Source organism: Parabacteroides sp. CH2-D42-20, assembly GCF_003670185.1.
Classification (GTDB): Bacteria; Bacteroidota; Bacteroidia; order Bacteroidales; family Tannerellaceae; genus Parabacteroides; species Parabacteroides distasonis.
Genome location: NZ_RAYG01000032.1, coordinates 1 through 22,066, shown reverse-complemented (window position 1 = coordinate 22,066; position 22,066 = coordinate 1). Strand labels below are relative to the sequence as shown.

At 46.5% G+C, this 22,066-nt stretch carries 21 protein-coding genes; 5 read left to right on the top strand and 16 right to left on the bottom strand.

The window, feature by feature from the left end; genetic code table 11:
• Positions 1 to 2: 2 nt before the first annotated feature.
• The 5 genes from D7V92_RS17740 to D7V92_RS17720 form a co-directional block, all read right to left on the bottom strand.
• On the bottom strand, positions 3 to 1,073 hold the full coding sequence (locus D7V92_RS17740; protein ID WP_005868246.1) for a bifunctional 3-deoxy-7-phosphoheptulonate synthase/chorismate mutase type II: 1,071 nt from the start codon (positions 1,071 to 1,073) through the stop codon (positions 3 to 5).
• Between the two features lie 34 nt (positions 1,074 to 1,107).
• Positions 1,108 to 2,286: a pyridoxal phosphate-dependent aminotransferase gene (locus tag D7V92_RS17735; protein WP_008780461.1), complete on the bottom strand. Its 1,179-nt coding sequence runs from the start codon at positions 2,284 to 2,286 to the stop codon at positions 1,108 to 1,110.
• Positions 2,261 to 3,106 (bottom strand): prephenate dehydratase, encoded by an 846-nt coding sequence (locus D7V92_RS17730; protein ID WP_009017875.1) that lies wholly within the window; start codon positions 3,104 to 3,106, stop codon positions 2,261 to 2,263. Before D7V92_RS17730 ends, D7V92_RS17735 begins: the two co-directional genes overlap by 26 nt.
• Before the next feature lie 276 nt (positions 3,107 to 3,382).
• The gene (locus tag D7V92_RS17725) at positions 3,383 to 4,219 is read right to left on the bottom strand and encodes an AraC family transcriptional regulator (protein ID WP_005868251.1); all 837 of its coding nucleotides are present in this window, start codon (positions 4,217 to 4,219) and stop codon (positions 3,383 to 3,385) included.
• Between the two features lie 95 nt (positions 4,220 to 4,314).
• Entirely contained in the window at positions 4,315 to 4,896 is a 582-nt protein-coding gene (locus tag D7V92_RS17720) for an HdeD family acid-resistance protein (protein WP_121773417.1), read from the bottom strand.
• 159 nt (positions 4,897 to 5,055) lie between these two features.
• On the opposite strand from D7V92_RS17720, the gene D7V92_RS17715 reads away from it, so the two are divergent.
• Positions 5,056 to 5,460, top strand: a complete 405-nt coding sequence (locus D7V92_RS17715) for a lipocalin-like domain-containing protein (RefSeq protein WP_008771908.1) — start codon at positions 5,056 to 5,058, stop codon at positions 5,458 to 5,460.
• Positions 5,461 to 5,584: 124 nt separating this feature from the next.
• Here the strand turns inward: D7V92_RS17715 and ybaK are convergent, their stop codons facing one another.
• Positions 5,585 to 6,067, bottom strand: a complete 483-nt coding sequence (ybaK, locus tag D7V92_RS17710) for a Cys-tRNA(Pro) deacylase (RefSeq protein WP_121773416.1) — start codon at positions 6,065 to 6,067, stop codon at positions 5,585 to 5,587.
• Between the two features lie 3 nt (positions 6,068 to 6,070).
• Complete coding sequence (locus D7V92_RS17705; RefSeq protein WP_121773415.1) at positions 6,071 to 8,197, bottom strand: Tex family protein; 2,127 nt, start codon at positions 8,195 to 8,197, stop codon at positions 6,071 to 6,073.
• Between the two features lie 152 nt (positions 8,198 to 8,349).
• Between D7V92_RS17705 and D7V92_RS17700 the strand changes: the two genes are divergently transcribed.
• Positions 8,350 to 9,858 carry an ATP-binding protein gene (locus tag D7V92_RS17700; RefSeq protein WP_005856384.1) on the top strand — a complete coding sequence of 503 codons (1,509 nt, stop codon included), beginning with the start codon at positions 8,350 to 8,352 and terminating at the stop codon, positions 9,856 to 9,858.
• A gap of 22 nt (positions 9,859 to 9,880) precedes the next feature.
• Here the strand turns inward: D7V92_RS17700 and D7V92_RS17695 are convergent, their stop codons facing one another.
• The 6 genes from D7V92_RS17695 to D7V92_RS17675 all read right to left on the bottom strand — a co-directional run bounded on the left by D7V92_RS17695 (position 9,881) and on the right by D7V92_RS17675 (position 15,772).
• Entirely contained in the window at positions 9,881 to 11,239 is a 1,359-nt protein-coding gene (locus D7V92_RS17695; RefSeq protein ID WP_121773414.1) for an ATP-binding cassette domain-containing protein, read from the bottom strand.
• The gene (locus D7V92_RS17690; protein WP_121773413.1) at positions 11,236 to 12,144 is read right to left on the bottom strand and encodes an ABC transporter substrate-binding protein; all 909 of its coding nucleotides are present in this window, start codon (positions 12,142 to 12,144) and stop codon (positions 11,236 to 11,238) included. The genes D7V92_RS17695 and D7V92_RS17690 overlap by 4 nt, the downstream gene beginning before the upstream one ends.
• 170 nt (positions 12,145 to 12,314) lie before the next feature.
• Positions 12,315 to 13,868: a sodium:solute symporter gene (locus D7V92_RS17685; protein WP_008780467.1), complete on the bottom strand. Its 1,554-nt coding sequence runs from the start codon at positions 13,866 to 13,868 to the stop codon at positions 12,315 to 12,317.
• Positions 13,865 to 14,008, bottom strand: coding sequence for a symporter small accessory protein (locus D7V92_RS22755; protein ID WP_005856393.1), 144 nt, complete (start codon positions 14,006 to 14,008; stop codon positions 13,865 to 13,867). The genes D7V92_RS17685 and D7V92_RS22755 overlap by 4 nt, the downstream gene beginning before the upstream one ends.
• A gap of 13 nt (positions 14,009 to 14,021) precedes the next feature.
• Positions 14,022 to 14,447 (bottom strand): hypothetical protein, encoded by a 426-nt coding sequence (locus D7V92_RS17680; RefSeq protein WP_005856397.1) that lies wholly within the window; start codon positions 14,445 to 14,447, stop codon positions 14,022 to 14,024.
• A gap of 23 nt (positions 14,448 to 14,470) precedes the next feature.
• Positions 14,471 to 15,772, bottom strand: a complete 1,302-nt coding sequence (locus tag D7V92_RS17675; RefSeq protein ID WP_005856399.1) for a phenylacetate--CoA ligase family protein — start codon at positions 15,770 to 15,772, stop codon at positions 14,471 to 14,473.
• A 198-nt stretch (positions 15,773 to 15,970) separates the two neighbouring features.
• Between D7V92_RS17675 and D7V92_RS17670 the strand changes: the two genes are divergently transcribed.
• Positions 15,971 to 17,242 (top strand): ATP-binding protein, encoded by a 1,272-nt coding sequence (locus D7V92_RS17670; protein ID WP_005856401.1) that lies wholly within the window; start codon positions 15,971 to 15,973, stop codon positions 17,240 to 17,242.
• 11 nt (positions 17,243 to 17,253) lie between these two features.
• Positions 17,254 to 17,826 (top strand): DJ-1 family glyoxalase III, encoded by a 573-nt coding sequence (locus D7V92_RS17665; protein WP_005856403.1) that lies wholly within the window; start codon positions 17,254 to 17,256, stop codon positions 17,824 to 17,826.
• 88 nt (positions 17,827 to 17,914) lie between these two features.
• Here D7V92_RS17665 and D7V92_RS17660 read toward each other — a convergent pair whose 3' ends face one another.
• From D7V92_RS17660 to D7V92_RS17650, 3 genes are all read right to left on the bottom strand, one after another.
• A complete protein-coding gene (locus tag D7V92_RS17660; protein WP_005856408.1) occupies positions 17,915 to 18,424 on the bottom strand; it encodes a ferritin-like domain-containing protein in 510 nt (169 codons plus the stop codon).
• A 108-nt stretch (positions 18,425 to 18,532) separates the two neighbouring features.
• Positions 18,533 to 19,855, bottom strand: a complete 1,323-nt coding sequence (locus D7V92_RS17655; RefSeq protein WP_011966421.1) for a Gfo/Idh/MocA family protein — start codon at positions 19,853 to 19,855, stop codon at positions 18,533 to 18,535.
• Between the two features lie 4 nt (positions 19,856 to 19,859).
• The gene (locus tag D7V92_RS17650; protein WP_121773412.1) at positions 19,860 to 21,350 is read right to left on the bottom strand and encodes a cobyric acid synthase; all 1,491 of its coding nucleotides are present in this window, start codon (positions 21,348 to 21,350) and stop codon (positions 19,860 to 19,862) included.
• Positions 21,351 to 21,416: 66 nt separating this feature from the next.
• Here D7V92_RS17650 and D7V92_RS17645 point away from each other — a divergent pair.
• The coding region (locus tag D7V92_RS17645; RefSeq protein ID WP_121773437.1) for a site-specific integrase at positions 21,417 to 22,066 on the top strand (650 nt) is incomplete at its 3' end.

The following is a 22,066-nucleotide window of genomic DNA, read 5'->3' as shown; positions in this document are numbered from 1 at the left end:
AATTATTGTTCGTTCATGATAATCATTTGCTGGCGCACGGATTCCTCATGGATCTCCTTCAAGATCTCCTTTACAAAGTCCGGGCTCAGGTCCATTTGTTCACCCATGCTGGAGCGTTTCTCTAAGATCTCGCTGTAGCGGGGAGACTGTAAGATCGGCATATTGTGCTCTTTCTTATAAACGCCGATCTCCTTGGAGATACGCATACGTTTAGCCAAAAGCTCCAATAATTGCTCGTCGATACCATCGATCTGGCGGCGAAGAGCGGTCAGGTTCTCGGTAGTCTGGTTTACGTCACGGATCACCAATAGGTTCAATACGTAATCCAATACATCCGGGGTGATTTGCTGGGAAGCGTCGCTCCATGCGCAATCCGGGTTACAATGAGACTCTACGATTAAGCCGTCGAAACTCAAGTCCATCGCTTGCTGGCAAAGTGGGGCTACCAACTCACGCTTACCACCAATGTGACTAGGATCACAGAAAATAGGCAGGTCCGGCATACGGCGGCGAAGCTCGATAGGAATATGCCACAACGGAAGGTTACGGTAGATCTTCTTGTCGTATGAGCTGAAACCTCTATGGATAGCACCCAAACGATGAATGCCCGCTCCGTACAAACGCTCGAACGCTCCGATCCACAACTCCAAATCCGGGTTAACCGGGTTCTTGATCAATACAGGTACATCAACCCCTTTTAACGCATCGGCGATCTCTTGGACAGCGAATGGATTTACCGTCGTACGTGCTCCGATCCAAAGGATATCGATACCGGCTTTCAATGCCTCGAATACATGATCTTTAGTAGCGACCTCGGTAGATACCAGCATACCGGTCTCTTTTTTCACTTTCTTCAACCAAGCCAATCCCTCGGCTCCGATCCCCTCGAATCCACCCGGTTTCGTACGAGGCTTCCAAATACCCGCACGGAATATCTTAACGCCTCTGGAGGCTAATCCTTGGGCTGTTTCTAACACTTGCTCTTCTGTCTCGGCGCTACAAGGGCCTGCGATTACGATAGGACGTTGTGTATCAACTCCCGGTAATGCTAACGGTTCAATCTTCATTTCCATCTTTGTGATCTATATTTTAATTTTCAATTTTCAGTTATAAATTCTCAATTCTCTTCAAGGCTTCTTCTAAAGTCTCGTTCTTGCAGCAAAGGGAGATACGGATATAACGCTCGCCACGGCTACCGAAGATAAATCCCGGCGTAAGGAATACGTTTGCCTCGTATAGCACCTTGTTGGCGATTGCCTCGCCGCTCTCGGCGGAGTCGGGGATACGTCCCCAAAGGAACATACCTACTTGGTTCTCGTCGTACTCGCATCCCAAAGTACGCATGATTTGTCCGGCAAGGTCCCGGCGGCTACGGTAGACACGATTCATGTTATCGTACCATTCTTTCTTTGCGCTCAGGGCTTCTACCGCCGCATATTGCATCGGCTTGAACTGCCCGGAGTCGATATTGCTTTTTACCTTCAGTATCCATTGGACGAATTGGGCGTTGGAAGCCAGCATCGCCATACGCCAACCCGGCATATTATGAGCCTTACTCATGGAGTTCATCTCGATGCAGATCTCTTTGGCTCCCGGTATGCTTAAGATACTTAGCGGATGCTCATTCAAGATGAAGCTATAGGGGTTATCATTACATATAATAATACCGTGCTTCCGGCCGAAGGCCACCAGTTTCTCGTATAGCTCTACGCTAGCGTTCGCCCCTGTGGGCATATTCGGGTAATTGGTCCACATCAGCTTTACGTTGGAGAGATCCATTTTCTCCAGTTCCTCGAAATCCGGTTGCCATCCCAATTCCTCTTTCAACTCGTAAGGGATCAAACGAGCCTCTACTAGCTTGCTGACGGAACTATATGTCGGATATCCCGGGTTCGGAACCAGTACGCCATCCCCCGGATTCAAGAATGCCAGCGAGATATGCAAGATACCTTCTTTGGAGCCGATGAGCGGTTGGATCTCTGTTTTCGGGTCCAAGTCTACGTTATACCACGTCTTGTACCAATCGGCGAATCCCTTACGCAGTTCCGGTATGCCCACGTACGGCTGATAACCGTGCTCGTTCGCTTTGCGGGCATGTTCACACAACGTCTCGATGGTCTGTTCCGAAGGTGGAAGGTCGGGGCTGCCTACGCCAAGGTTAATGACGTTCTTGCCTGCGGCGTTCATCTCGGCTACTTCCTTCAGTTTCTTGGAGAAGTAGTATTCCTGTACGCTACCTACACGGTTAGCGGGTGTAATGTTACACACTTTGTCTTCCTTCTGCATATTCGCCTAATATTTTTAAGTCTTTTGTTAACGGTCTGATAGCGTCCAATGCTTGTTTGTAACGGGTAAAATCCGTGAAAGTAAGGTCGATGTAGAACAAGTATTCCCATTCACGCCCGATAATAGGCAAGGACTGTATTTTAGAAAGATTCATGTCGTAAAAAGAGAGAACGGAGAGGACTTTGGAAAGGCTGCCGGAGGTGTGGGGAAGAGCGAATACGAGAGAGGATTTGTTTTTATCGGTTCCTCGAAGCATCTCATCCGCCGTCCAGCGGTCCGCTATAGCGAGGAAGCGGGTGAAATTCCGTTTGTTAGTTTCGATCCCCTCGGCAAGGACTTCCATCTTGTAGATCTGGGCAGCCAGTTTCCCGCATATCGCCGCATGTCCTTTCAGTTGGTTTTCCGAGATCCACCGGGCACTCATGGCGGTATCTTCTTTCTCTACCACCTTGGCGTTGGGCAAGGTATCCAAGTAATCGGTACATTGCATCAATGCGATCGGGTGGGAGTTGACCTCCGTTATATCATGTATAGAGGTTCCCGGAAGCGCTACCAAGGAATGGGAGATACGTAGCTTATACTCGCCGGTGACGCTCAGCCCGCTTTCACGGATCAGCTCATGGTTTTGAAGGAGGCTTCCCGCTATCGTATTCTCGATGGCCATCATGCCTAGTACGGACGGGTCTTTCTTGATCGTCGTGATAACATCCCGAAACGTATTGCAAGGGATGATTTCTATTTCTTCACCTTCATGATAATTACGGGCGGCGATGTCGTGATACGAACCGGCTATTCCCTGTATTGCTACTTTCTTTTTCATCTTGTTTCTCTATTTTTACTCTAAACTGTTACAAACAAAAAAAGTCCCACCGAAACCGGCAGGACTTTATATTTTATTGATATTTATATTCAATCATCAACGCTTTACATACAAACTCCTGCCTTTACTCTGCTAAAGTAAAAGTAATAAAAGTAATATGTAAAGCTAAATCGATTCATTGTCTGTTTGTTTTTAAATACGCAGCAAAAGTAACGCTTTTTTGGAAACTACAAGCAAAAAGTGATATTTTTTTTTCTGTTACATTTAAATTTTATCTTAACTGTTTCTGAACTTCTGTGGAGATACGCCTACGTACCGTTTAAAGTACTTACCGAAAAAGGATACATTCGGGAAGTTCAAGGAGTAAGATATCTCTTGGATAGTCAAGTCCGTAGCCATCAATTGCGATTTTGCGTCCATGATTATCATATCGGCTATGATATCGGATACGGAACGTCCGGTCTTTTGCTTGATGATCATGCAGAGGTGCTGGGGAGAAATACTTAGTTGGCTGGCATAAAAAGCTGTTTGCCGCTTTGAGGTATAATTCTTCATCACCAGTTGGATGAATTTCTTGTGGATCTCGTCGCTACGGGTCGTTATCTTGTTAGGCCATGATTTCCCTTGATACAAATCGCTGATCCCATGGATCATGGTAAGCAGGATATGTTTCACCATCTCCCTGTTTATGGATTTCTCTTTCGCTTGTACCCGCTCTAGCAAATGGAAATAATCGTTAATGAAGTCCGCCCGGTCCTCACTCAGTGATATGATCGGATTCTCGTAGATAGTAGGTAAGGCGCTCATCGTAGACTTTATCATGTTCACGCAGTCCATGAACTCGGATGAGAATCCTATAAAGGAAAGGCGGAAACTCTCTTTCTGCTCACAGAACTGAATAATGCTTCCCGGCATCAAGGTGATGAAATCATTCGGTTTCAAAGTGTACTCTGTCAAGTTGATGGATGCCCTTAAATTTCCTTCAACGCATAAAGCGAAAATACCTGCTTTTAACCGGCAAGTCTGCTTGTAAAAGTTTAAGATTGCCTCGGTAATGTCGTTTCCTACGACATAATCCCGGGGCAAATCTAATTGTGGTAAGTTTGCGTTCATCCGTTATTTTATTAATGATCGAACACAAAAGTAGTAAAAGTGCTGTTGATTCACTTCTTAATTTAAAAATAGACCAATTAATCCTTGAATCAGACTTATTCCGCTTGTGCTTCCTTATTCCGTTTATGCAAGCTTTTCAGTTCGAAGGATAGCATGACACGGAATATACCTATTATTAATAAGGCATAAGCGATCATGTAAACCAACGTGAAGGCTCCTAGGGCGGGTTGCCAGATAACACCGATGGAGCAAAGGATAGCCAAGATACCGAAGACCATGTACCAACCCCAGTTCCGTGTACCGTATCGTTTCAGGTCCATCGAGTAACCGGTAGCCGAGAAGCCTCTGAACATAAGCCAGAATGCCAAGACAAACGGAAGCACCTCCATGCTAAGCCCCGGGCTTGCCATCAAGAATATACCTAAGATCAAATCGATAATACCTCCGGTCAAATACCATCCCCAACTGCTGATACCCTTTTTGTTCGCCAAGGCGAAAGCGATCTCGAACAAGCCGCTTACGAACATAGAGACGCTGAATAAGATACTAAGCGCTACGTAGCTCGCCAATGGCGCGAACATTAAATAAATAGCGACGATGATGTAAAGCAGTCCGACCAATAGTGATAACCACCAATTCTTGACCGCATAATCCATTTTATCAATAAATGTTTTCATATTGGATAATATTTGTATTGTAATTACCCAATTAACAAAGGGAAGGAAGAAAAAGTTCTGGGTATTTGTGGCTAGGATATCCTTAAAAACTTTGTCCTTTGGAAATTAATTCTTTTCTTTGACGTTTCAAATCAATATAGGTATATAAGTACGAGGATTATGATGAAAAATTTGATAGCGATAACTTGTTTTGTCGTGGCGTTGGTGTCTTGTAATAAGGTGGAACATAAGCTGGAAGGGAAATGGCAATTGAAAACCGTAGAGGCGAATGGGGTGGTCCAGACGGTGGATACGGTTTGGTATAACTTCCAGACCTCTTTGTTCGAGTATCAATTATATGACCCGGCAAAGGACGTATATCGTACGAATTTCGGTTATAAGACGTTGGAGGGAGATACGAGACTGGATCTGGAGTTGGTCAACTATGGAGGTACGCCTTTGGAACAATTCATGCGTTATACGGATTGGACCTCACCTAAACAAACTTTCACGATCGAGCAGTCATCTGTGACGAATCTGGTAATGAGCTGCGAAGGAAGAACGTATACGTTTAAGAAATTCTAAGATATCATGTGCTGTTTGATCTCAGTCCCTCATAAGGAGTACTCCAGTACTCCCTAGGAAGTACTGCGATACTCTTTGCGGAGTACTGGAGTACTTCTTACGAAGTACTCTCAGCGATGTTAGATCATGCGACCAAATCCGCTTCTATAGCTTGCGCCACCTTGATTAAATCGGCGGGGGCTATCTGTATCTGCAAGCCTCGTTGTCCGGCGCTTACATAGATCTTATCGAAGCCGGATGCCGTAGGATGGATATATGTAGGGAAATGCTTTTTCATGCCGATAGGCGAGCATCCTCCCCGGATATAACCGGTAAGCGGTAACAACTCTTTCACGGGGATCATCTCACATTTCTTGTTCCCGGATACCTTGGCCGCCTTTTTCAAGTCCACCTCGTCCGCTCCGGGGATCACGCATACGAAATAACCGCTCTTATCGCCATGTAAGATCAAGGTCTTGAATACTTGGGCGATATCTTCCCCTAGCTGCTCCGCTACATGCGTAGCGCTCAGATCATTCTCGTCTACTTCATAAGGCACGAGCTGGTAGGCGATCTTAGCCTTGTCCAGCAGGCGTGCCACGTTTGTCTTATTAATCTTCTCTTTCATCGTTTAGATCCCTTTCATGGATAATTGAACACGTTTTCTGGATAGATCTACGCTTAGAACCTTCACCTTGACATGCTGATGGATGGAGACCACTTGGGTAGGATCGCTTACGAAACGATCCGCCAGCTCGGAGATATGGACAAGCCCGTTTTCCTTGATTCCTACATCGACGAAACAACCGAAGTTGGTGATGTTGGTCACGATACCGGGCAATACTTGTCCTTCTTTCAAATCCTCGATCGTTTTCACCGTGGGATCGAACGCGAATACTTGGATCGTTTGGCGGGGATCACGGCCCGGTTTATCCAGTTCCTCCATGATATCAAGCAAGGTAGGCATCCCGACCTTATCCGTAAGGTAGTCCGTTAGTTTTAGTTTCTTTTTAAGCGCTTTGTCGGTGATCAGGTCGGCTGCCGAGCATTTTAGGTCCTTGGCCATCCGTTCGACGATCGGGTAGCTCTCGGGGTGTACGGCCGAGTTGTCCAACGGGTTCTTTCCGTCGGGTATCCGTAGAAATCCAGCGCTTTGTTCGAAAGCCTTCTCTCCCATACGGGGGACTTTCATCAGTTCTTTCCGGGAAGTGAAGGGTCCGTGCTCCGCCCGGTAATTCACGATGTTTTGCGCTAGCGTAGGGCCTAATCCCGAGATGTAAGTCAGCAAATGCTTGCTCGCCGTATTCACGTTTACACCTACTAAATTCACGCAACTCTCCACGGTTTGATCCAGACTCTTTTTCAAGGCGTTTTGCTCTACGTCATGCTGGTATTGGCCGACACCGATACTCTTCGGGTCGATCTTGACCAACTCGGCCAAAGGGTCCATCAGCCGGCGACCGATGCTGACAGCTCCGCGTACCGTGACGTCGTATTCGGGAAACTCCTCCCTAGCGATCTTGGACGCGGAGTAGATAGAGGCTCCGTTTTCGCTGACTACGAACACTTGTACCTTGCGGTCGTATCGTATATTCGTGATGAACTGCTCAGTCTCACGACTGGCGGTACCATTACCGATGGCAATGGCATCTATGGCGTAAGTGGCTACTAACTGGGCGACCTTAGCGGCGGCTTTGCCCTTCTCGTTCTGGGGCGGATGCGGGAAGATCGCCTCGTTATGCAGTAAATTCCCCTGTGCGTCCAGACAGACCAACTTACATCCGGTACGGTAGCCGGGGTCTACGCCTAATACCCGTTTTTGTCCCAAAGGGGGGGCGAGCAGCAATTGCCGGAGGTTCTCGGCAAATACCCGGATCGCCTCCTCATCGGCTTTCGCCTTGCTCTGGTTGGAGAACTCCGTCTCGATAGAGGGTTTCAGCAGGCGTTTGAAAGAATCGTCGACAGCTGTAGCCACTTGCTCGGAAACCTCTCCACGACCTTTTACGAAACGCCGGTTCAAGCGATCCAGACAAGATTCCGCATCGGGAGAGATACTTACACGAAGGATACCTTCCGCCTCTCCCCGTCGGAGAGCCAATAAGCGATGGGAACTGGCCCGGTTCAAAGGCTCGCTGAAATCAAAGTAATCCCGGTATTTAGCGCCTTCCTCTTCTTTCCCCTTGATCACTTTGGATGTGATCATGGCGGTATGAGCGAAAGAGTTACGTACGGTGTTACGTGCCGATTCGTTCTCGTTGATCCATTCGGCGATAATGTCCCGTGCCCCTTGCAAGGCTTCTTCGGCGTTTTTCACTTCCCCCTTGATAAAGCTCTTGATACGTGCGGATAGGTTATTCTCGTTTTGCATCATAACGATCTTAGCCAAGGGCTCCAGTCCTTTTCGGCGTGCGATCTCCGCCTTGGTGACCCGTTTCGGTTTGTAAGGGAGATATAAATCCTCGATCTCGGTGCTATCCCAAGACTCCTCGATGCGTTTCCGGAGCTCGGGAGTAAGTTTCTCTTGCTCTTCTATCGTGGCGAGGATCGTTTCCTTTCGTTTGCGCAGTTCCGTCAGTTTATCCAGTTGATCTTTGATGGCACCGATTTGCACCTCGTCTAATCCTCCGGTCACCTCTTTCCGGTAACGACTTATAAAAGGTATGGTAGCGCCTTCGTTCAAGAGCCCGATTGTCCGTTCCACTTGTCCTTCCGGAATTTGTAGAAAACGGGCTATAAGCGTGTGAAATACGTTTGTCATATCTAGTTTTCTTAGAATTGGAGTACAAATATACGGTTTTGCTTATATTTTCGGTCGGGATGCTCACTTCTTGGGCTTATTATTTGTATCTTTCATTAATTTTCAAGAATTTTACGGCCGGAATATTCAAGCCTTTGATTAAAAAAATCAACATGGAAGTTAATACTACGGAGAACAAAACTTTGGAACAGGATTATAGGGATTTAGCAGGATTGTTATCTAATATCGTGGACTCGTTGCCCATCTACTTTTTCGTGAAGGATACGGGTGATAATTTCAGGTACGTGTACTCCAGCCCTTTGATGAACCAACTTTACGGACGATATCATAATGATGTGGTCGGGAAAACAGATTTTGACCTATTTCTAGATCCGGTCGTCGCCCAATCTTTCAGGGATATGGACGAGGAGGTGGTGAAAACGGGTAAGATGCAGCGTTTCGTGGAGCAAATGATCGATCCGAAAGGTATCTTGCGTACTATGGATACGATGAAACTGCTAGCGCCCCGTGAGGATAAGCCTCCTTATTTAGTAGGGATTTCATGGGATATTACAAAGCAAAGGCAGGTCGAGGAGGAGTTGCATAGCTATAATAAGCGCTTGGCGCTCGCATGTCAAGCGGGTAAGATCTACCCGTGGCTTTGGGATCTGGTAAACGGTACGGCGGAGCTTTCCTTGGAAGAAAACGGCCAGATCAAGCATGTGCAGATCACCCACGCTAGTTTTACGGAGAAGATCCATCCGGATTACCGGAAGGTCTATGAGAATATTACAACCGCTTTCATGCGGGGCGAGATCGATTCCATGCGATTCAGTTTCCCTTGTCGTTATTTCTCGGATGAGTATGTATGGTTGGAGAAGATCGGTGAGGTCTATGAGGCCGATCCGGATGGCAAGCCGATCCGCTCGATCGGAATCCTTCGGGATATGACCGTCGATAAACGGCACGAGGCGGATGTGCAGGCTAAGCGTTTGGCGGAAGAGAGCGACCGGATGAAGTCCGCTTTTATCGCTAACATGAGCCATGAGATACGTACCCCTTTAAATGCCATCGTCGGCTTTTCCACCTTATTGGCGGAGAGTGACGATGAGGAGGAAAAAAAGGAATATCTGAGGATCATAGAGAGTAGCAATGAGTTTTTGTTGCAGTTGATCGGTGATATCTTGGATATCTCGAAGATCGAGTCAGGAAAGATGGAGTTTATTTATACGACCCTGCGTTTGAGTGAGATATTCGCTCCCCAGCAGCAAGCTTTCGCCTTGAGAGTGGCCCCGGATGTAAAGGTTATCTTTGAGTCGGACGGTAATGACTATTGTATTGTGTCGGAGAAGACCCGTTTGACTCAGGTTTTGACCAATTTCCTTTCCAACGCCGTGAAGTTCACCAGCTCGGGTTCTATACGGTTTGGTTATCGTTTGACCGATGATGGTATCTATGTCTACGTAACGGATACGGGTATGGGAATCAGTAAGGAGTCTCAAGCGAGCATATTCAATCGTTTCGTGAAATTGAACAGCTTTAAGCAAGGAACAGGATTAGGGCTTTCTATCTGCAAGACGATTATTGAGAAGTTGAAAGGTAAAATCGGGGTTGAGTCGGAGGAAGGAAAGGGCTCTACATTCTGGTTTACGATACCTTGCCAACCGATGAAAGTGAAATAAGACATTCAAGTTTGGTTGGAATTTATAGGTAAATCACCTCATCCGCCAACAACCGAATCTCATCCGGATTATGTGACGTGAAAAGAATGATCCGTTCTTCTTTCATTTGCATTTCTCGTATTCGTTCTATGATGCGATGGCTTAGGGCTTCATCCAAGCCTTTGAACGGCTCGTCCATCAAAAGGAGAGGAGAAGGGTATGCCAATGCCCTCGCTATAGCGATACGTTGTTGCTGTCCGTAACTAAGCTCTTTAGGATATCGGTTCCCGAAGGGCTCCATTTCCATTTCCTGTAAGTGTTTTTGGGCAATTCGCCGGGCTTTTTCCTCCGTGAGAAAAGAGGAGAGGGGGAGGATGATATTTTCTTCTGCGGTTAGATGGGGCAGGAGTTGCGGTTGTTGGAATATGGTGGCGATTCCAAAGTGTCTTGTGGGATGTATCTCTCCTTCCGTAGGCAATAAGATACCTCCGATTAGGTTTAATAACGTTGTTTTTCCTTTGCCTGAAGGTGCGCTAATTCCATAAATAATCCCTTTCTGAAAGGAATGGGAAAAGTGCTGTATGCCGTATTGGTAACTTATATCTTTCGTGTCTAAAACTGATAATGTAGGGGTCGGGATGGTCTGATCCTCATTCGCGAAAGATATTTTAGGGGTGATATCAGCGACTTTGCTAATTCCTTTGTCAAAAAAGAAACTGATGAATACCGCCACGATTGTCCAAGCGAGTAGCTCAGGGACAGCGATAAAGTTTTGCGCCCTTTTCATCTCGCTTCCGATTCCGAATGCGCATTGCGACAAGACTTCTCCCATAATGATCGCACGCCAGCCGAATCCGGCGGCGGAGGCAAGTCCGCTATATAAGAATGGCTTTAGCTGCGGATAGATGATCTGGAATAAGACATTGGAACGTTTGATATGGAACAGACGTGCCATAATGGATAAACCCGGACGTAGATCGAGGATTCCCCGTGTCAGATTCTCTGTTAGTAGCGGGAACATGGTGAGGAAGGCGATCATCAAAGGGATACTTTCCGGATTTAGGAATATAAGCGCCAAAAGTATGAAGGATATGACCGGGATCGAGCGCATGATGGCAAGCAGAGGTCTGAATAATTCATACACCCACTCAAAACGGGCGAATAACCCGGCCATCCCTATCGCACAAACGAATGAGATCGACATGCCTAAGATTCCCCGGAGTATAGTCGCTCCGACCGACTGATAGAAACTACCGGAGACGAGCCATTCGCAAAGTGTCCGTACGAGTCGAGGAAGTGAAGGTATCAGCTCCGGTTGGTTGGCTATAACGGCGAATAGTTGCCATCCCGCCAAGAGGATAGCGGTAGCGACTATCGTAGTGATTGTTTTTCGCAATCTCATTGTTTTTCGGGGATAAATCCGGCATCGGGAAGCCTCCCGCCGACGGCCTTGGGTTCATACTGTTCGATGAGACGTAGGAAACCCATGAGGGCGTCTTTCGCCTCGATAGCTGATAAATAATAGATTTTACACCGCTCGATACTCTTAGGAGTTAAGGCCCCTTGGGCGAAGATTCCATGTTCTTCCAAAGAATGGATGGTCTCTTTCGGATATCGTACGGCTTTTTGGCAGGAGGCTCGTAAGGCATCCTCAAAAGCGATACGATATTTCTCCATCGTCGGGGTGTATACGACCGCTGTTTGGGCGAATCCGAGGGTATCGTTGTCTGTAAAATGATTCAAGTCCGCAGTTATTCGTAAGCTGCTGTCTTTCCGTAAAGCGATGCTTAGAAACGGTTCCCCGAGCACGGCACGATTTACTTTTCCGGCTAAGATACCTTGGGTGATTTCCCCGGCGGTATTGAAGGCGTAATTCAAAGGATAATCTAATCGTTGGCGGCGGAGATAGTACCGGGTAAGGATATCGGGAGTCGTACCGTTGCCGAATACATACAATGCCGGTTCTTTCAAGGGAGTTTTCTCAACGAGGTAAAGGGTTCCCCAGATCGGGCACCCCGCTAGTTTGATCTTGATCCCTTTATTGTACAAGTTCGCCGCATTGATCATGGGGAGTACGGCTATGTCGGTCTCCTGCTTGATCAGTAAGGCTTGCGCCAGATCAGGCGAGTCTACCACTTTTACTTGTACTTTTTTGTTATCTATAATTGGAGGATTCTCAAGCCAATCGGCGAATGCAATAACGGATGGACCACGAAGTACCGAAACCTTGATTACGGTATCTTCCGTTTGTGCGTGCCGGCAACCGGAGCAACAAAGTATGAATAGTAGAAAAATGTATTTAATCATATCTAGACCTCTATAAAACAATTAAGGATTGCCTCCCGGCAACCCCTAACCAACTTTGTTAACCTTAAATCTAATACTATTATGAAAAAACCACAGTGCAAATGTACTGTTTTCTATATATCTGTCAATAGAATAAATGCTAATTAGTGTTTTGAGGTTCATAAGAAAAGCTAAAAAGCCTTCTTTTGAGTCGCTAGGCTAACCAAAACAATCGTTATCGCCGATAATGGCAAAGCAAATAAGATCGGATCTATCGCATGCCACGGATATACATCGATCAAGACGTCTTGTCCGAATAAAGCCTTGCAAAGTCCTACCGGAGCCGCTTCCGCCTTATGAAGGAACAACATGGCGAATAAACTGGCCAAGCCTCCTACCCATAAGCTGGCCAAGGCCCCTTGCCGGGTAGCCCCTTTCCAATATAGCGAGCAGAAATAGGTAGGTAGGAATGTAGCCGCACAAATACCCATGAACAAGGCGGTGCCTCGTGCGATAATACTCGCGCTTAGCGTATAGCAGATAACGTAGCTGACCAAGATAGAGCATAGCACGCCGATACGTACACCTAATGTAGAGTTCGGATTTTTGCTACGTCCTAGTTTGGGGAATGCGTCTGCCCCGAAAGCCGCTCCCATGGTATGAAATTGCGCGCTAAGGGTAGACATACTGGCAGAGAGAATACAAAGCATGAAAACCGCCCCGAACCACTCCGGCATCGCTTTATTGATAAATAGGGGGATGATCTTGTCCATATCTTTTACCGCCTCGGAGGCGACTACACCTTCCGTCTTGAGGAAAAACAAATTAGACAAGGCTCCCACGTGATAAATCGCCCCTACCGTGACAATCAAGAACACGCAGCCGATCAATACGCCCCTGTTGAGTTGCTTGGTACTTTCCACCATCATGAAGCGTACGACTAGTTGTGGCTGCGCTAAGCAACCGATTCCTACGCCAAGGATCAATGAGGTAACCAATGTATACCATTGTGGAGAGCCTGAGATGGGCATAGCTGTCCATCCTTGATGTCCCAAGGCCTTGAAGCGTTCGGGCACCATGGGGGCGATATCCGTCAACTTCTGGTTTGCCTCGATAAAGCCCATGTCCATGATATGGTAAAACCAAAATAGCAGGAATAGCATACAAGCGAACATGATAACCGCTTGCAACGCATCCGTATAAAGTACTCCCTTGATTCCGCCCGTAATCACGTAGGCCGCTACGATCAAGGTGAAGATCAACAAGGCCAGATGAAGGTCGATGTGAAACATCTGTTCGATGAAGACGGCTCCTCCCTTCATCACCACGGCGGCGTAGAGGGGCATGCCGATGAAAATGATCGAGGCGATAAAGATCTGTATAGACCGGGACTTATAGTGTAATCCCAATAATTGCGGGAAAGTCCGTGCGTTATGTGCCTCGCCTAACTTCCGGGTCCTTCGTCCGAAAAAGATAAAGGCTACCACTACGCCCATGAACATGTTCAATAAGCAAAGCCATTGAATACCCATGCCGAACGTAGCGGCTACGCCACCGAAACCAACGATCGCCGATGCCGAGATAAAGGTCGCCCCGTAAGACAGGGCCATGATAATGGGGTTTACTTTTCGTCCGCCTAATAAATAATCACTGGCATTTTTCGTCTGCCTGTATCCGAGATACCCTAACCAAGCGATTACAAACATGTAAATGATGACAATAATGCCTAATGTTAGCGTACTCATTTTCGTGATTCTTTAGTAGGGTTTGTTTTTTCGTCGTCTTCTTTATTCCAAGTGGTTATCCCGAACCAAATAGAAAATAGGAGGCAGGCGAACGCTAGAAGGTAAGCCAGCCAAATACCGGGGTCGCTGATTCCGAACATATATCCGTGCCTATTAAAGTTTTATTAGATCACTTTCACAGATATACTCGAGATTCTGACGGCGGATTACTTCACGGGCGCTTTCCCGGTTGTTCGTACGCAAGATCAAGATCGCTTTTTCCCGGATGGAGAAACAATACATATATTCTATGCTGATGCCCGCTTTCGTGAAATAAGATAATGTATTGGCAAAACTTCCGGCGCATGAGCTGGTTACGATCGCTAATACGTCGGTCAGGTTGGCGCTGACATTATTCTCTTTTAATATCTTGTAAGCCTTCTGGGGATCGCTTACGATGATACGAAGGATTCCATACTCGGAGGTGTCGGCTACGGTGGCCGCAATGATGCGTATGCGCTCTTCCGCCAATAACGCTAATATCTCGCTTAATTTCCCGTACTTGTTTTCAAGGAAAATAGAAATTTGATTGACTGTCATAAGGTGTTATTTTAATTGTTTATTTAACAAAGCTTGCGATGATCTTTCACTCGTACCGCCTTGCCATCTGTGGTTGGCAAAGATCCCTTGGCTACCAGCTTGATACGTGGTGTAAGTAATAATTCGTCCTTCAACTGACGGGTGATACCTTTCGTCAAGCGCTGCAAGGCGGAATAATCATCGGTGAATAGGTCGCTCAACTCTACCTCGATCAACATCTCGTCGCTGTTGCCGATCGTTTCGAGGGTGATCAAGTAATTGCTGCCTAATTCCTTGAATTGCATCAATATCTTTTCGATTTGGATGGGGAACAGGTTCACGCCCTTCAAGATTATCATATCGTCGCTACGTCCTTTGAAACGGGCAAGGCGTTTATGGGTACGTCCGCAAGGGCAATCGCCCGGTAAGATACAAGTAAGGTCACGGGTACGATAACGGAGTAAAGGCATCGCCTCCCGGTTGATGGTCGTTAATACCAATTCTCCGACCTCTCCCTCGGGTACCGGTTGCAAGGTAACCGGGTCTACGATCTCTACGATCACGTTGTCTTCCCAGATATGCAAGCCGTTCTGCTCCGTACATTCGAACGCTACACCCGGCCCGTTCATCTCCGACATACCGAAACAGTTGTAAGCCTTGACACCCAGAAGCTGCTCGATGCGTTTACGTTGTTCTTCCGAGTGTGGCTCGGCACCGATACATACGGTGTGTAGTTTGGTATCCTTTCTGGGGTCTATTCCCTCCTCATACATAACCTCAGCCAAACGAGTGGCATAGCTCGGTATGATATGTAAACAGGTGGTGCCGAAATCGGTGATGAACTTAATCTGTCGTTTGGTATTACCGGCCGCCGCAGGCACTGTCAACGCACCTAATTTTTCTGCTCCATACTGGAAACCGAGGCCACCGGTAAACATGCCGTAGCCGGATGTATTCTGGAATACGTCCGTATCCCTTAGCCCTACCATATACATGCAACGAGCTACTTGGTTAGCCCATTGGTCCAAGTCCTTGGCGGAATGTAAGACAACGGTAGGATTACCTGTCGTTCCACTGGAAGAGTGGATACGTACACATTTCTGTAACGGGATGGCAGCCAATCCGAACGGATAGTTATTTCTAAGATCATCTTTCGTTGTAAACGGAAGTTTTTGTAAATCCTCCAAGGACTGAAAACTGTCCGGGGTAATTCCTTTCTCTTTGAATATCTTATGGTAAAAAGGGGAGTTGCCCGCTAGTTCTATGGTTTGTTTCAGTCGTTCCAGTTGGAATTTTACCAGATCTTTACGATCCATGGTTTCTATTTCTTTCTGCCAATACATCATCGTTTTTTCAATTAGAGTGTGTTTAATTCATGAAATTAGATTGCAAATGTATCTTTTATTTTGGATAATGCCATGCTTTTGTGTCAAAATATTAGTAATGACCTTTTGAAAATAAGAATTATTAGGCGGTAAGCCGTTGTAAATAAAAAAATAATAGTTATTTTTGTCCATTACGCAATTTAACTTTATGTATGGGCCATGGGAAAATATGACCACCTTTCCAAAGAAGAGTTGATTCAAAGGATTGAGAGACTGGAAGCCGATCTGGAAAAAGCCACTTTGACACCATCCGCGAGCGATAACGAACTTGAGATGCGCCAAAGCCAGCATACGATCAACTTCTTAAATATCTTGATGGATACGATCTTGTCGAACGTATTTGTGGAGATCACGGTGAAAGATATTTTCAACGGTTTCCGGTATATCTATTTTAATAAGGCGGCGGAGGAATTTACGGGGGTCAAGGCGGAAGATATCTTAGGGAAGACGGATTTCGAGCTTTTCCCTGATTCCCGGCGGGCGCATGAGATCCGAACGGAAGATTACCATACGATCAAGACGGGACGTATGGTAAAGGAAATGGTCGAGTATGAGAAACCGAATGGAGAGGTGAGAATCGTAAATATCGTACGTTTACTGATCACGAATCCGGACCCGGGAGCCTCGCCTCTGTTATTGGTCATGCTGAATGATATCACGGAGCAACGTCAAGACCAGTTGGCGCTGATGAAAGTACAAGAGGCGGATAAGATGAAAAACGCTTTTATCGCTAATATGAGCCATGAGATACGGACCCCCCTGAATGCTATCGTTGGTTTTGCCCATCTCGTGACGGAAACGACTAATGCCAGTGAGCAAAGGGAATACTTTTCGATTATAAATAAGAATTGCGATTTATTGTTGAAACTGATTAACGATATCTTGGATTTGTCGAAGATCGAGTCCGGTCGGTTAAACTATAACGTGTCGGAAGTTGAGTTGAGGGATATTTGCCAAGAGGCCTATGTGGTACAATCCTTGAAGATGACTTCCGATGTGGCATTATTATATAACTCGGTCGCCATGCCTTCTGTTCGTCTGTGGATCGATCCGCACCGGGTAGAACAGGTCTTGTTAAATCTCTTGTCTAATGCCATTAAGTTTACTTCCAAAGGTTTTATCTCGCTTTTTTATGAGGTGGAAGATATGTTCGTACGTGTCTCTGTCATGGATACCGGAATCGGGATATCAGAGGAAAAGCTGGAGTCTGTTTTCGAGCGTTTCGTGAAATTGGATGATTTTTATCAAGGGGCTGGTTTGGGACTACCGATCTGCAAGATGATTGTAGAGCAGTTGGGTGGTGAGATCGGTGTGCGATCTGAGCTTGGCAAAGGTTCCACTTTCTGGTTCACCTTACCATTGGTTGTTACGGATAAGGCTGTTGTGGAGAAGGATGATCCTTCTGTTTTAAGTGAATGTCAACTATATTAAATAAAAAAGAAATGAAAAATGCGGTTGTCTTTTTAGCGACAGGCTTTGAGGAAATAGAGGCCTTGGGTACGATTGATGTCTTGAGGCGTGGTGGTGTACGGGTTATGATGGTATCTATTACGGGTGACCGATTGGTGATAGGAGCTCATGATATTCCGGTAATGGCTGATTATCTGTTCGAGGAGGCGGATTTCAGTTGCGTCGATGCCTTGATCTTGCCGGGTGGAATACCCGGAAGCAACCACTTAAATGCGCATGCCCATTTGAAAGAATTAGTCAAGGAGAAAACGGAGGAAGGCGTATTAATCGGTGCTATCTGTGCCGGACCGATGGTTTTAGGTGGTCTTGGATTGCTAAAAGGGAAAAGGGCTACCTGTTTTCCTTTCTTCGAGCCAACAATGGTAGGCGCTATCCCTACGGATAATGGAGTAGAGCAGGATGGAAATATCATCACAAGCAAGGGGCCGGGTTTTATGTTTGAGTTTGGTTTGACGATCTTGAGGAATCTGAAAGACGAGGAAATCGCTTTGGAAGTGGCGGATGCCTTATTATATGACGCTTTGTTGCATGGGACAAAGCATTAATGTGCTTGAAATTAAAATCCCTTGAGAGAATGTCTCTAAGACATTCTCTCAAGGGATTTTTGTTGAAGAGAGTTTTCCCTTTCCTAAATTATTTCTGGAAAGATTTTTTCATACGTGCGATATCTGTCAAATAGTCTTGCAGATCTTGCTCGTGTTCTTCTTCCTCAGCTAAGATATGCTTAGCGATATCACAAGTCGTGAAGTCGATGCCGTCCGTGAATTTAGCGATTTCTTGATAACGCAAGATGGCGCAACGCTCGGAGGCGACATTCTGGTTCAGAAGGCTTACTACGTCAAAGTCTGTCGGTGAATCATATTTGCATCGGGCTAATTCAAACCATTGTTTCGGATCAAGTACCGGAACTCCTTCCAATTCGATGATCCGGTCTGCCAATAATTGGGCGTGATGCCTTTCTTCCTCGGCATGTTCCTCGAATTCACCTTGTACGTCGGAACGCATGGCTCCTTCAACGACCAAGGCTCCTACCCAATATTGATAGTATGCTAGCCATTCTTCCGCTAACGCGGCGTTTAGTTGAGATAATAAATTGTCGACATCCAATTTCCCTCTTAAAATTTTGACGCTTTCTTTTGCCATAGCTGTATTAATTTAGAATTAAACGTATTGTTCGTTTTTTATAGTTCTAACAAGCTTACTAGGGCATTGTTTATTGTTTGTCAAAATTTTAACGTTATGCTGCGATTGTTACAATTTAGGTAATTCCCAAGGTGCCCGGTAATAGGCTTTCGACAAGGCGGTAGCCTCGTTATCGCCGACAAACAAATTGTTTTTATCATCCCAATGAACTTCCCGTTGAACCCGGCAGGAGATATTCGCCAGATGAGCCATCTTCGCTACACGGGCACCGATAGCGACATCGGCGTTCGGAAGCTCACGGCTTTTAATGCAGCTCAACATGTTTCCCACATGATTATAAAGTCCTTTGCCTTCTCCTTTCTTGAAAGGAACGGCTTCCATGCGGGCTACGTTATTGGATACGACTGGTATGACTTCCCAACCGGCCCTGTCGAGTACCATCGTACCATTCTCCCCATAGAACGCTAATCCTTCCTTACGGTTATAGAGTCCGTGATTGATTCCACAGGCGTGATCCCAGATGATATTAAAATCATCGTAGGCATAAGTCGCCATTAAAGTATCGGGTGTCTCCATAGCGTCGTTCGGATAGGCGAACTTGCCACCGCCTGAGAATACACGGCTGGGAAGGCCCGCGTTCATACCTTCTAGGGCATAATCCAGTAAATGTACACCCCAGTCCGACATCAAGCCTCCGGCATAATCCCAGAAAAAACGGAAATTATAATGAAAGCGATAAGGATTGAACGGACGTTTAGGAGCCGGGCCTAGCCACATATCGTAATCCACACCGGCGGGAGCGTCGCAATCCGGTTTAACCGGAAGTGTCGGCTTGCCGTCTTGGTAAGCCCAGACCTTGACCGTACGGATCCGTCCGATATTTCCGGCTTTCAAGAAATTAGCCGCCTCGTCCCAATGCGGGTCGCTACGTTGCCATTGGCCTACCTGTACGATCCGGTTATATTTACGGGCGGCTTTTTCCATCAGGTTACATTCCTCGATCGTATTGGAGAGCGGCTTCTCTACATATACGTCTTTTCCCGCTTGGCAAGCCCAGACCGTCGGAAGGCAATGCCAATGGTCCGGCGTACCGATAATGACTACATCTACGTCTTTATTATCGATTACTCGTCGCCAGTCCTTATATAAGTGAGGTACTTTTTTCCCTGTTTTCTTCTCAACGTCGGCAGCCCGTTTGTTTAACCATTCGTCATCGACATCGCAAAGAGCCACGCATTCCGTCTCCGGATAATCAAGAAAAGTATTCAAATCCCCGTATCCCATGCTACGGCATCCTATGAGGGCTACCTTTACTTTGTTGCTAGGGGCGGTTTGTCCGTATATGGAGGAATACGATTTACCGATAAGCGGCGATAAAGTAAGTCCGGACATGATAAGTCCGGTTTTTTGCATAAAAGTACGTCTGTTCATGATATTAGTTTTTAATACTGTTATAAATATATTCCATATCCACGTGCTCCCTTACGAGGGCGGCGAGTTTATCATACTGCTCTTCCTTAAAAGCGGCATAATCGAAAGGGCCTGTAGTCGTTTCCGTGTCAAAGCCCTCAGCTAAGTTGTCCAATACGGCCGGATTATCAAGGATACCATGCATATAACTTCCCCAGCATCGGTTGTTGAGGTAATATCCGTCCGTTCGTCCGTCTTCCAGTCGGGCTACGGGCTGTTCGGGGGCGTCGCCCAATAAGGTGGTTCGTCCCATATGTATTTCGTATCCTTTACAATCCTTATTCTCCGAGGAGGGGAGGAAAGCAAAGTCGCTTTGTCTCGTGATCTTCTCCTGCTCGATGACTGTGCATTGAGGCAGAAGACCGAGACCGGGAATCGCCGGGATATTTCCCTCGATACTTTCCGGATCTTCCAAGCGGACTCCCATCATTTGATAGCCACCGCAAATACCGATCACCTTTTTACCCGCTTTATGCGCCCGGATAATCGCCATCGCTATCCCATTGGCCCGCAGGCTTTGTAAGTCCGATAACGTATTCTTTGAGCCGGGGAGCAGGATGATGTCGGCTTTCTCTATCTCATCGATATTGTTGGTATAATACGGATTGAAACGGGGGTCCATCTCCAATACATCAAAATCCGTGAAATTAGACATTCGTTTCAGCAGGATGATAGCTACATTGATTTTCCCGTCTTTATAAGTGTTATTTTTCATATCCAACGCTACGGAATCCTCTTCCTCTATCTTGATATCCCGAAACCATGGAATTACGCCGACCACGGGAATCCCAGTCAATTCCTTTAATAGGCTCCGTCCTTCTTCGAATAAAGAGGCGTCTCCACGGAACTTATTGATGATAACCCCTTTCATTAACACTCGTTCCTCCGGTCGTAATAAAGCGATCGTTCCATATACAGAGCCGAATACGCCCCCACGGTCTATATCCGCAACTAAATAGGTAGAGGCTCCGGCAGCGATCGCCATACGCATATTGGTGATATCCCGGTCTCGCAGGTTTAGTTCGGAGATGCTTCCGGCTCCTTCCAATACGATCGGGTTATAGCGAGCTTCCAGACGGTTGAAGGCTTCGATAGCTTCCTTAAATAGCTCCTCCTTCTGGTTTTGTATCCCGAAATAATCCTTGGCGGACATATTGCCGACTGGCTTTCCGTTTAATACGACTTGTGAGCTTTTATCATTTGTCGGCTTTAGTAATATCGGGTTCATATCCGTATGCGGGGAAATACCGCAGGCTTCGGCTTGTACGACTTGCGCCCGACCCATCTCGCCGCCTTCCGGGGTAGAGTAGGAATTGAGGGACATATTTTGTGCCTTGAACGGTGCCGGTTGATAACCATCTTGCTTGAAAATACGGCAAAACGCCGCGTTAATAACGCTTTTACCCGCATCAGAGCAGGTTCCGACAAACATAATCGGTCGTAGGTGTTGCTTCATCTGTATAGATTTTATTTACACAGTGTACAAAGGTAGTATTTTTGGCCTTTTTATTAAGGAGAAGATATGAAAAAAGAAGAAGATTTTGTTATGGGCCTGTCCATCTATATGGCTTGTCTGCATGAGAAAAAACGGTATTCCACGGCGAAGAGTTATCAAGATGCCTTGAATTCGTTCAAGTGTTTTTGCGGTATGGAGGCGATTCCTTATGCCTATATTAATAGGAACAGGCTTTTGTGCTATCAGTCATGGTTGTTGGACAAGGGCCGTTCGTTGAATACGGTGTCTACCTATATGCGTCGGATTCGTCACATTTATAACTTGGCCGTGGAGGCGAACGAGGCTCCCTTTGTACCCAACCTGTTCAAAGATGTCTTCACGGGCGTTGAAAGCAAGCGGAAGAAGGCGTTGCCGCGAGAGATGCTGGAGCGTATGTTTAATGCTGAATTGGAGGATCAATCCTTGCGGCGTGTACAGTTGACCGTTCGGTTGATGTTTGCGTTCAGCGGGATAGCGTTTGTGGATCTTGCGCATTTGAAATGGGAGAATATCCGGGATGGGATATTGCAGTATCACCGACAAAAGAGCGGATCTCTCATACAGTTGGAAATTCCCTCCGGGGCGTTGCGGCTGTTGGATGAGTTGTCCGCTTGTACGGCAAAGGAATCCCTTTATTTATTTCCTTTTTTGAGTGGAACGAGAACCGGTGAGGCGGC

Excerpts from the sequence above, each read along its gene's own strand:
- D7V92_RS17740 (WP_005868246.1), bottom strand. The coding sequence starts at position 1,073 with ATGGAAATGAAGATTGAACCGTTAGCATTACCGGGAGTTGATACACAA.
- D7V92_RS17690 (WP_121773413.1), bottom strand. The coding sequence starts at position 12,144 with ATGATTAAATACATTTTTCTACTATTCATACTTTGTTGCTCCGGTTGC.
- D7V92_RS17730 (WP_009017875.1), bottom strand. The coding sequence starts at position 3,106 with ATGAAAAAGAAAGTAGCAATACAGGGAATAGCCGGTTCGTATCACGAC.
- D7V92_RS17705 (WP_121773415.1), bottom strand. The coding sequence starts at position 8,197 with ATGACAAACGTATTTCACACGCTTATAGCCCGTTTTCTACAAATTCCG.
- D7V92_RS17685 (WP_008780467.1), bottom strand. The coding sequence starts at position 13,868 with ATGAGTACGCTAACATTAGGCATTATTGTCATCATTTACATGTTTGTA.
- D7V92_RS17665 (WP_005856403.1), top strand. The coding sequence starts at position 17,254 with ATGAAAAATGCGGTTGTCTTTTTAGCGACAGGCTTTGAGGAAATAGAG.
- D7V92_RS17725 (WP_005868251.1), bottom strand. The coding sequence starts at position 4,219 with ATGAACGCAAACTTACCACAATTAGATTTGCCCCGGGATTATGTCGTA.
- D7V92_RS17675 (WP_005856399.1), bottom strand. The coding sequence starts at position 15,772 with ATGATGTATTGGCAGAAAGAAATAGAAACCATGGATCGTAAAGATCTG.
- D7V92_RS17720 (WP_121773417.1), bottom strand. The coding sequence starts at position 4,896 with ATGAAAACATTTATTGATAAAATGGATTATGCGGTCAAGAATTGGTGG.
- D7V92_RS17700 (WP_005856384.1), top strand. The coding sequence starts at position 8,350 with ATGGAAGTTAATACTACGGAGAACAAAACTTTGGAACAGGATTATAGG.
- D7V92_RS17655 (WP_011966421.1), bottom strand. The coding sequence starts at position 19,855 with ATGAACAGACGTACTTTTATGCAAAAAACCGGACTTATCATGTCCGGA.
- D7V92_RS17680 (WP_005856397.1), bottom strand. The coding sequence starts at position 14,447 with ATGACAGTCAATCAAATTTCTATTTTCCTTGAAAACAAGTACGGGAAA.
- D7V92_RS17715 (WP_008771908.1), top strand. The coding sequence starts at position 5,056 with ATGATGAAAAATTTGATAGCGATAACTTGTTTTGTCGTGGCGTTGGTG.
- D7V92_RS22755 (WP_005856393.1), bottom strand. The coding sequence starts at position 14,008 with ATGTTCGGAATCAGCGACCCCGGTATTTGGCTGGCTTACCTTCTAGCG.
- D7V92_RS17670 (WP_005856401.1), top strand. The coding sequence starts at position 15,971 with ATGGGAAAATATGACCACCTTTCCAAAGAAGAGTTGATTCAAAGGATT.
- D7V92_RS17660 (WP_005856408.1), bottom strand. The coding sequence starts at position 18,424 with ATGGCAAAAGAAAGCGTCAAAATTTTAAGAGGGAAATTGGATGTCGAC.
- ybaK (WP_121773416.1), bottom strand. The coding sequence starts at position 6,067 with ATGAAAGAGAAGATTAATAAGACAAACGTGGCACGCCTGCTGGACAAG.
- D7V92_RS17650 (WP_121773412.1), bottom strand. The coding sequence starts at position 21,350 with ATGAAGCAACACCTACGACCGATTATGTTTGTCGGAACCTGCTCTGAT.
- D7V92_RS17735 (WP_008780461.1), bottom strand. The coding sequence starts at position 2,286 with ATGCAGAAGGAAGACAAAGTGTGTAACATTACACCCGCTAACCGTGTA.
- D7V92_RS17695 (WP_121773414.1), bottom strand. The coding sequence starts at position 11,239 with ATGAGATTGCGAAAAACAATCACTACGATAGTCGCTACCGCTATCCTC.